This is a genomic window from Gammaproteobacteria bacterium, from assembly GCA_022340215.1.
Taxonomy (GTDB): domain Bacteria; phylum Pseudomonadota; class Gammaproteobacteria; order JAJDOJ01; family JAJDOJ01; genus JAJDOJ01.
The window spans coordinates 1-9453 of the sequence record JAJDOJ010000175.1 but is presented as its reverse complement, the minus strand read 5'-3'; the positions used below and the strand labels follow the sequence as shown (position 1 = coordinate 9453).

Sequence of the window (9453 nt, the reverse complement as noted above, 5' to 3'; positions counted from 1 at the left end):
TGTCCATTTCACCGTGCCTCTCGAGGATTGAAGCGCCCGACAACGACCGAATACGTCATCGAACCACAGATTTAGGTCGATCCCGGTAGAGTTGGGGATCGGTTATCGGGATTTCAAGGGCTCGCGTCGATGTGCGCCCGCCACTGGCGGGCCGGCCCCCCCTCCGTTCGTGCCGCCAGGCCGGCATCGGGATTTAAGGGATTTCTGTCAAATGACATACCATTCTGCTTGTCTTTTCGTCCGTCCTCTGTGTTGCGACAACAGTGACATAGTTCGACTGTGCGCCTGTTGTCGCGCCTTGATGACGAACGAAAATCCGGCGCAATCTGGTATGCCATTTTCCGGCAATCGCCTAACCTGGCCAATTCGACAATACGCCGCCCCCTCGCCGCGGGCCAGAGAGATATTCTGGGCCGGTAGGATCGGTGGCCCGGACCCACACCGGTCAGATCCGGGATCGCCTGACAGATGAATTAGACTCTGGGCGGCCGCTGAAATGCCGGTCAATCCGACGAAGCAGCCTTTTCGTAGTCGGAACCGTCTAGGATCAGATAGGGTTTGGCGTCGCCGCTGATCACGGTTTCGTCCACAACGATCTTTTCCACGTCTTCCATGGAAGGCAGGTCGTACATTGTGTCTAGCAACACCTGTTCCAGAATCGTTCGCAGCCCACGGGCGCCGGTCTTCCGTTCCATCGCCTTGCGCGCAATCGCGTACAGTGCATTGTCCCGAAACTCGATCTCGCTGCCTTCCATCTCGAACAGCTTGCGATACTGCTTGGTAATGGCGTTTTTCGGTTCGGTCAGTATCTTGACCAGGGCTTCCTCGTCCAGTTCTCGCAGGGTGGCAACCACGGGCAACCGCCCCACGAACTCGGGAATGAGTCCGTAACGAATCAGGTCTTCGGGTTCGACGCTCTCCAGGATCTCGCCAAACGACGAACGGTCGCTTTCCTTGCTGCGCACTTCGGCCGAGAACCCGATACCACTCTTCTCGGTCCGGTCCCGAATGACCTTGTCGAGCCCCGCAAACGCACCGCCACAGATGAACAGGATGTTCCCCGTATCGACCTGCAGGAACTCCTGCTGCGGATGCTTGCGTCCCCCCTGCGGCGGTACGGAGGCGACGGTGCCTTCGATCAACTTGAGCAGCGCCTGCTGTACACCCTCACCCGAGACGTCGCGGGTGATCGAAGGATTGTCGGATTTGCGCGAAATCTTGTCGATTTCGTCGATGTAGACGATACCGGTCTGCGCCTTGTCGACGTCGTAGTCGCACTTCTGCAGCAGTTTCTGGATGATGTTTTCCACGTCCTCGCCGACGTAGCCAGCCTCGGTCAGCGTGGTCGCATCCGCGATGGTGAAGGGGACATCCAGCAGTCTCGCCAGCGTCTCGGCGAGCAGGGTCTTGCCGGACCCGGTCGGTCCGATGAGAAGGATATTGCTCTTGGCCAGCTCGACGTCGTTCTTGCCGGAGTTCTTGGATTCGAGCCGCTTGTAGTGATTGTAGACCGCGACCGCAAGGACCTTTTTCGCCTGCTCCTGACCGATCACATATTCATCGAGTATCCGCTTGATTTCCTTTGGAATCGGGAGCTTGCTGCCGTCGGCAGAAGATTGCTCCTGCATCTCCTCGCGGATGATGTCGTTGCAGAGTTCGACACATTCATCGCAGATAAAAACCGAAGGGCCAGCGATCAGCTTGCGAACCTCGTGCTGACTCTTCCCGCAGAAAGAACAATAGAGGAGCTTGCCGTTATCCTGATCCTTAGTATGGTTTTTGTCGCTCATAGCGTTTCCCGAATCCCTAACGATATCGAGACGATGCCTGTTTCCGGATTGATATGCAAGCAAACGCCTCTGGCCGGTACGGATTCACGGACCGGTGTCACGGGCCCAACACGGCCAATACACTGAAGTTTAGCCGAATCCGGGGCGGTTGGTTGGGCGAAATCCCTGCCGTGTCCCGCTCCCCGAGTACTATTCGGCCCCCCGTTCGCTGATGATCTGGTCCACCAGTCCGTACGACACGGACTCCTCGGCGCTCATGAAGTTATCACGCTCGGTGTCTTCGCGAATCTTTTCAACGGGTTGGCCGGTATGCTTGGCCATGACCTCGTTGAGCTGCTCGCGGGTTTTGAGGATTTCACGGGCATGGATGTCGATATCCGTCGCCTGACCCTGAAAACCGCCCAGTGGCTGGTGAATCATGACCCGGGAGTGAGGCAGGACGTATCGTTTCCCCTTTGTCCCTCCGGTGAGCAGGAGCGCACCCATGCTCGCGGCCTGCCCGACACACAAGGTGCTGATGTCCGGTTTGGTGAACTGCATGGTGTCGTATATCGCCATCCCTGCGGACACCGATCCCCCCGGGGAGTTGATGTAGATCGAAATGTCCTTGTCGGGGTTCTCCGACTCCAGGAAAAGCAACTGGGCGACAACGAGATTCGCCATGTAGTCCTCGACGGGGCCGACGATGAAGACAACCCGCTCCTTGAGGAGCCGGGAGTAGATGTCGTATGCACGCTCCCCTCTTGCGGTCTGCTCGACGACCATCGGAACCAGATTCAGGGCACGTGTCTCCATGGCTGATATCGTTGAGTGACTCATTCGGCGTTCTCCTTCTTGGGCTGATTGACGAAACTCTCGAAGGAAACCGGATCCTCGGTCACATTGGCGGTCTGCAGTACCCATTCGACCACCCTGTCCTCCAGGACGGAGGCCTCCACGTCCGCGCGTGCCGAGGGGTTCTGCAGGTAGTACTGCCGAACCCGGGCGGGATCCTCGTAACTCGACACGATCGCATCCACGGCCTGATGAACGCTCGCCTCGTCGGCACGGAAACCCTGGCGCTTGACGATTTCACCGATGACGAGCCCCAGTGCGACGCGCCTTCGCGCCATCTCGCTGAATCGCTCATCGGGGAAAAATGTCGGGTCCTTCGCCCCGATCATATCCATAGTCTTTCGCCGCAACCGCTCGGACTCTTCGACGACGAGTGTCCCGGGTAGTTCAAACGGATTCCTCTCGAGCAGGGCATCCATCACCTGCTGCTTGATATTGGCCTTGACCTTCTCGCCGAGTTCGCGCTCCATATTGGATCGAACCTTCGCCCGGAATTCCTCGAGATCACCATCCCCCAGCCCGAATGCACGCGCAAAATCCTCGTCCACCTCGGGCAGCACCGGTGCCTCCACACGGTCGACCTTGATGCTGAAGTGGGCCGACCTGCCCGCAAGGGCTTCGTTCCGGTAGTCCTCGGGGAAGGTGACGTCGAACCCCTTTTCGACGCCCGCGCCGGTGCCCGACAGGTTCCGCTCAAAATCCGGCAACATTCTCCCGGCGCCGATCTCCACGGTCATGTCCTCCCCGGCCCCCCCCTCGAACCCCTCGCCGTCGATGCTTCCCTCGAAATCCAGGATGACCCTGTCGCCCTCTCCGGCGGTGCGCTCCACGGATTCCCAGGTCCGGCGCTGCGTCCGCAGCTTTTCGATCATCCGGTCCAAGTCGTCCTCGGACACCGTTGTCGTCGGGCGGCGAATCTCTACCCCCTCCATGGACGCCAAGTCGATCTGGGGATAGATCTCGAAATCGGCGGTGTACTCGAAGGCCTCGTCCCTGTCGATGGGGCCCGGTTTGATTTCCGGGGCGCTGACGGGATTGAGCTTCTCCTGGATGACGGCCTCCCGAAAACTGGCAAGGATCAGCTCATCCGCCACCTCGTGGAAAACCTGCCCTCCGTATCGCTGCCTGACCAGTCTGAGCGGCACCTTTCCAGGGCGGAATCCAGGGATCCTTACCTTCGAGACGAGATCTTTCAGTCGCTTGTCGACCTCCGATCCGATTCGCTCGGACGGCACCTGAACGGTCATTCTGCGACCCAGGCCGCTGGTTGTCTCCACCGTTACCTGCATCAGTAATCAATCCTCGGCATTGTCATGTTAATCGTGCTGAACCGCTTGAACGCTGCTGCAGCTCAAACCAGAAGGCCATCTGGTGCGAAAGGAGAGACTCGAACTCTCACGGGTTACCCCACTGGCACCTAAAGCCAGCGCGTCTACCAATTCCGCCACTTTCGCTGAAGCGAATCCCACTAATTATAGCGATGCCGGGCGTTGGGCGGTATCCCGCTCGCCTGGAAATCGGTTCGACGCCGGGGATCGGTGCTAACATCCTGCGATATCCCCCACGCCCGAGCCTCCCCGCTGACCGACCCGCCATGAAAGCCTCAGGAATCTTCGCTGCGTACATCGCCGCGCTGTTTCTTGCCGGCGCAGCGCTCGAATACCCGGTTTATCGCTTCGCCAACCTGTTCACCGACGCGCCCTATTACACGTTCTCGGGCAGACTCGTACTACCGCTCGGGGCACTGACCCTCTACTTTTTCCTCAGGGCCCGGGGACTGAACAATACCCGGGCACTCGGTTACGCCGTACCCCGGCAATCATTCATCCGTTTCGTCCTCACCGGTTTCGTAGCGGGTATTCTGATCATGGTTCCCCTGCTGGCGTTGATGTTTGTCCTGGGGATCCGAGTGCCGGCCGGGGATCTGCAGCACATCCTGTCCGCGGCGGGCCCCGCATTCCTCGAAGGCCTGCTGAGCGGCATCATCATCGGTCTGATCGAGGAGACGTTCTTCCGTGGCGCCATGTACACCGAGGTCGACCGCGAATCGCGGATGTGGGGGGCGATCCTGGCGACCAGCGCGCTCTATGCGATTGTGCACTTCGTCGACACGAAGGTTCGGATCCCGGTCGGCGAACTGGAATGGTGGAGCGGCTTCGTCATCCTGGCCCACTCATTCGAGGCCTTCACCGCACCGTTGCGCATCGTCGACTCGCTGCTGGCGCTGTTCGCCGTAGGGCTCTTTCTGGCGTGCTCACGTGCGAAGAATGGCCATATCGGTTATTGCATCGGTTTGCATGCCGGCTGGGTTACGACGATCCGCGTCGCGCATCGGACCTCCGACGAAAACCCGAACAGCGACTGGTCCTGGATGATCGGGTCCTTTGACGGCATCATTGGATACCTTGCCTTCGCGTGGCTGATTCTGCTGGCGGTTGCTTTGTTCCACCCCCTGTTGCGGCGACCCGCCGCTACCGGCATGCGGGATACGAACTGACAAGGCGTGCCGGTTAGGGTCTTTGTCGAAACTGACCACGACCTCTGCGAATCAACGGGCCCTCCATACCCTATTGCACCTCTGGGGATGGGCCCCGGGCGGGGCTATGGTGCGCAAACAGGTGACAAGTACGCCGGGACTCCGTCATCGACGGAGTATCAGTCTCGACTGCTGTACGTTGTTTCAAATCAAGACTTCGTCTCATCAAGTCTGAACCACCACACGTCAATAGCCAGTCTGGCAACTCGGGAACGCCTGGGACAGTTACCGTAGCGGCCTCTGGCGCAGATTCCACTGATATCAAGACGGCCATTGACTCAGTCCCGCCGGGCACGGTTATTCGCATTGCAGGCGGTTCTTATTCTGTCAATTAGATAACCTTCGATCCGAAAGTAGTTATGATTCAGGGTGGGTGGAATTCCGATTTTACTCAACGCGACCTCAGCCTTTATCCAACCGCTTTCGACGGCGGGATGACGGATGAGACCCTTTATTTTAGTGCCTCCAGTGGTGAACCTGTCATTGTTATTGATGGCATCCGTTTCATCAGAGAGAATGGTGGTTTTGGGACGGACAACCTACTTGCTCAGGGCAGTGCCTCTATGAGAACAAGTGTGGTTAACCGTTCTATGACAGAAAGTAAAGGTATAGGCGGCGCACTCTCAATAAAAAACTGGGCACAAGCACCTCAGACAGAACCCTAGCTAATCCGGTAATCGCGGATAATGATGAGGGTGCAATTGAAAGTTCCCATACGGGAGACTCAATCGCCCACTGGCGAATTATCAATACCACAATAACCCACAACGGAAATGCTGAGGAAGACGCTGGATCTGGGATTGGGGCATTTACCTTGGGAAATGGCAGCCTAACCGCTCATATATATGATAGCACTATCCGGGGCAATCAATAGCAAGGGTTTGAACATCAGTCGGAACATGACCTTCGATGCGGAGCATTCCGATATTAGTAATGTTCTTGCCACGTCCGGGGCCACTTATAACGAAGGAGAAGGCAATATAGATGCCGAGCCGTTATTTGTAAATGCGGCTGGTGGGGATTTTCATTTAACTGCCGGTTCTCCTGTAATCAACAGCGGTACTTCTTTCGGTGCGCCGAAAATCGACGTTGATGGGAAACCAAGACCTGGTGGTACTGGATATGACATGGGAGCCTACGAGCATGAACTAGCGGGCGCGCCCGCACCTACACCAGGAGGGGCTAGCACGCCAATTGTCGGATCATGGAGTGGTACGGACATAGGTTTCTCTGTTAGCGGACGAAACACCGTAGATCATTTCTCCGTTACCTTCAGTGGGCCTGCGGCTGGGACGTCATGCAGTTATCACTATAAATCGGCAGTAGAAAACCATATCCCCATAGCTATGGGGAAGGGAGCGGAATTGGCCTCACGCATATGTCAGGACGGCTTTTTTGTTCCGACACTCAAATTATGGCCCATGAATTCTTTTCTCCAATAACACGGCGTCTTCGTCGCGATGTATTTCCGAGGAAAAACCGTGCTTGCTGAAGACTTCCAGCATGCGATGGTTATCCAGAGCCGTTTCTGCCACGACCCGCTGAATCCCCCAGCGAGAAGCCAGTTCCAAGCAGTAGCTCAGCAGTATGCTACCCAGGCCCTTACCCTGCCAGGGGTCGCTCACCAGTATGGCGAATTCGGCCGTCTCGTGTTCAGCGTCAGCGATCAACCCGCCGACACCAATTAGTTTTCGGTGATTTTCAAATGCTGTTTCGGCTACGATTGCGATTTCGCGCTCGTAATCGATGCAACAGTAACGCACCGCCATCTGGTGCGTTGTTTTTCGAAACATGGAACGAAATCGAAATCGAATCGAATTATCGGAAGACGAGGCGACCATATCGTGCCAAAGGGGTTCGTCTTCCGGTCGAATGGAACGTAGAATGACGGGGGTGCCGTCTTTTAACAGGGACCGGCGACTATATTCCTCCGGATAGGGTCGAATCGCGAGATGCTCGCCCATGGCATGGCGTTTTGTGTCATTCAGGTGACCGACAACCGACTCCGCATCGAGCACCATCACACTGCGAGGGGTTACGAGCAGTGGATTGATGTCAAACTGCTCGATCTCTGGATAATCGGCGATGAGCACTGTAAAACGAATGATCACTTCGATTAACCGGTCCAGGGCCATCGGCGCGCGACCCCGATAGCCATTCAGAATCGGCCATACAGTCAGCGACTCAAGCATACGACGAGCGAGATGCTCATTCATGGGTGGTAGTCCCACAACGCGGTCGTGGAACACACCCGTGGCGATGCCTCCGAGTCCCACCATGATGACGGCTCCAAAGGTGGCGTCCTTCTTCGCGCCGAGGATCAACTCGACGCTGTCCGTAGCCTTGACCATTTTTTGCACGATCATGCCCTTGATCTTCGCACCTAAACCGTGGGCCTGCGTAACGCGCATAATCCGTTCATAGGCCTCGCGTACGTCCTGCTCGTCATTCAGGTCCAGCTCGACGCCGCCAAAATCGACTTTGTGAAGGATCTGCGGGGAATGGACCTTCAGCACTACCGGATAGCCGATGGTACCGGCTGCTTCGACGGCCTGAGCTTCGGAGTGCACGGTTTGCCCCCTGGCCACTGGAATCTCGTAAGCCTGAAGTAACCGCTCAGTCTGGTCTTCGGAAAGGGAGCCGGCATGAATACGCAGGGCAGGTTCAAGCTTCTTGCGAAGTTTGTGACGGTTGATGGCAAAGCGGACGACCATCTCTTTCGGCGTTTCGTACAGATTCTCCAGGTTGCGTGCATACCGGACCAGGTTCATAAAGGCACGCACCGCCTGTTCCGGGGTGGAGTGCACCGACAGCCCGGCTTCATTGAGGATGCGCAAGCCCTCGCGCACGCTGGCACCACCCATCCACGCTGTCAGCAACGGTTTGTGAGACTGTTCGGCGGCGGACACCGCTACGCGAGCCACGGCATTCGGATTGGTACCTGCCTGAGATGCGAAAATCGCGAGCACCGCGTCAACATTCCGATCTTTGATGACAGATGATAGGGCGGCCGCGTAGCGTTCCGGCGGTGCGCTGTCCAAAAGGTCGACGGGATTGTTGTGCGTGCCGAAGGGTGGGAGCACACTATCCAGATATGCTGCCGTCTCCTCCTGCAATGTAGCCAGCGAGCCACCGCGCGCCAGCAGGGCGTCGGTGGCCACGATGGCCGGTGCCCCGGCATTGCTCACGATCGCTAAACGCCGGCCTTGTGGCAATCGTTGCGATCCAAGCAGCTCTGCTACGTCGAAAATGTCGTCCAGCTCCGCCACGCGCACGACACCGGCACGTTCGAAAGCTGCTTCGTAAACCGCATCCTCGCCAACCATGGCACCAGTATGGGAAGCAGCCACTCTGGCCGAGGTCGCAAACCGACCGGACTTGTAAACAACGATAGGCTTGGATCGGGCGAAAGCGCGTGCTGCGGACATGAAACGTCGACCGTCACGGATGGACTGCACGTAAAGAATAATCGCTCGGGTGTGCGAATCATTACCAAAGTAATCGATCAGATCACCGAAGCCCACATCCAGCATGTTGCCGATGGAGACAAAGTAGGAAAACCCGATACCTTGATCGACTGCCCAATCGAGGATCGAATTGCAAAGCCCCCGAGACTCGGACACAAAGGCCAGATGACCTTTCTTAGGCTGGGCGATGGTTTGGCTGGCGTTCATGCCAATGTGTGTGTTGATGATCCCCAGAGAATTGGGTCCCAGAATTCGCATCTTCGGATAGTGACCCGCAATGTCGGCGATTCTAGCCTCTAACTCCAAACCGGCGTCGCTGCACTCGCGGAAACCGCCTGATAGGATCACCACGCCGCGAATACCGGCCTTACCGCATTGTTCTATCCAATCTGGAACCAATTCGGCAGGACTGCAGATCAGAGCCAAGTCCGGAATCCTGGGTAGTTTTTCTAACGAAGGGAATGTGGGAACCCCGTGTATGGACTCAAATTCAGCGCTGACGGTATAGACGACTCCCCGGTAGCCATTTCTCAAAAGGTTGCGGAATACACGAACCCCCGGGGTATCCGGTTTGTCCCGTGCCCCGATCAGCACAATGCGATCTGGCCGAAAGATCTTGTCGAGATTGCGTACACTCATCCGATAAACCGGGGATACGTAAGCGATTCGTAACTGTTCTGCATCGTTAGGCTCTGTTGACATTCATCGTGGACGGCGGCTTTACGGATCTTTTCCGCCCTGACGGCGTTGGATTCGACTTGCAATGGGGCGGCATTGCGCATCGAATCCGCCTTGTCAGGACGAAAAATCCCTCGAAAATCCACTC

At 57.0% G+C, this 9453-nt stretch carries 8 protein-coding genes and 1 tRNA gene; 3 read left to right on the top strand and 6 right to left on the bottom strand.

The annotated features are described in order from the left end of the window. Window positions 1-503: 503 nt before the first annotated feature. The 4 genes from clpX to LJE91_12510 form a co-directional block, all read right to left on the bottom strand. Entirely contained in the window at window positions 504-1790 is a 1287-nt protein-coding gene (gene clpX, locus LJE91_12525) for an ATP-dependent Clp protease ATP-binding subunit ClpX (protein MCG6869511.1), read from the bottom strand. Between the two features lie 189 nt (window positions 1791-1979). Further along, window positions 1980-2609 (bottom strand): ATP-dependent Clp endopeptidase proteolytic subunit ClpP, encoded by a 630-nt coding sequence (gene clpP, locus LJE91_12520; protein MCG6869510.1) that lies wholly within the window; start codon window positions 2607-2609, stop codon window positions 1980-1982. After that, the gene (gene tig / locus LJE91_12515) at window positions 2606-3913 is read right to left on the bottom strand and encodes a trigger factor (GenBank protein ID MCG6869509.1); all 1308 of its coding nucleotides are present in this window, start codon (window positions 3911-3913) and stop codon (window positions 2606-2608) included. The genes clpP and tig overlap by 4 nt, the downstream gene beginning before the upstream one ends. Before the next feature lie 80 nt (window positions 3914-3993). Next, window positions 3994-4078 (bottom strand) — tRNA-Leu (locus LJE91_12510). Window positions 4079-4218: 140 nt separating this feature from the next. Between LJE91_12510 and LJE91_12505 the strand changes: the two genes are divergently transcribed. From LJE91_12505 to LJE91_12495, 3 genes are all read left to right on the top strand, one after another. Further along, window positions 4219-5121, top strand: a complete 903-nt coding sequence (locus LJE91_12505) for a CPBP family intramembrane metalloprotease (GenBank protein ID MCG6869508.1) — start codon at window positions 4219-4221, stop codon at window positions 5119-5121. 398 nt (window positions 5122-5519) lie between these two features. Continuing rightward, on the top strand, window positions 5520-5825 hold the full coding sequence (locus LJE91_12500) for a hypothetical protein (protein MCG6869507.1): 306 nt from the start codon (window positions 5520-5522) through the stop codon (window positions 5823-5825). Window positions 5826-6059: 234 nt separating this feature from the next. Further along, entirely contained in the window at window positions 6060-6602 is a 543-nt protein-coding gene (locus LJE91_12495) for a DUF5123 domain-containing protein (GenBank protein ID MCG6869506.1), read from the top strand. Here the strand turns inward: LJE91_12495 and LJE91_12490 are convergent. Continuing rightward, window positions 6573-9266, bottom strand: a complete 2694-nt coding sequence (locus LJE91_12490) for a bifunctional acetate--CoA ligase family protein/GNAT family N-acetyltransferase (GenBank protein MCG6869505.1) — start codon at window positions 9264-9266, stop codon at window positions 6573-6575. The genes LJE91_12495 and LJE91_12490 overlap by 30 nt on opposite strands. Beyond that, window positions 9263-9453, bottom strand: a 191-nt coding sequence (locus LJE91_12485) for a hypothetical protein (GenBank protein MCG6869504.1), incomplete at its 5' end; no start/stop codon positions are given. The genes LJE91_12490 and LJE91_12485, both read right to left, overlap by 4 nt.

What these genes read in the sequence shown, in the direction of transcription:
- clpX (MCG6869511.1), bottom strand. Translation starts at nt 1,790, where the DNA reads ATGAGCGACAAAAACCATACTAAGGATCAGGATAACGGCAAGCTCCTC.
- clpP (MCG6869510.1), bottom strand. Translation starts at nt 2,609, where the DNA reads ATGAGTCACTCAACGATATCAGCCATGGAGACACGTGCCCTGAATCTG.
- tig (MCG6869509.1), bottom strand. Translation starts at nt 3,913, where the DNA reads ATGCAGGTAACGGTGGAGACAACCAGCGGCCTGGGTCGCAGAATGACC.
- LJE91_12505 (MCG6869508.1), top strand. Translation starts at nt 4,219, where the DNA reads ATGAAAGCCTCAGGAATCTTCGCTGCGTACATCGCCGCGCTGTTTCTT.
- LJE91_12500 (MCG6869507.1), top strand. Translation starts at nt 5,520, where the DNA reads ATGATTCAGGGTGGGTGGAATTCCGATTTTACTCAACGCGACCTCAGC.
- LJE91_12495 (MCG6869506.1), top strand. Translation starts at nt 6,060, where the DNA reads ATGACCTTCGATGCGGAGCATTCCGATATTAGTAATGTTCTTGCCACG.
- LJE91_12490 (MCG6869505.1), bottom strand. Translation starts at nt 9,266, where the DNA reads ATGAGTGTACGCAATCTCGACAAGATCTTTCGGCCAGATCGCATTGTG.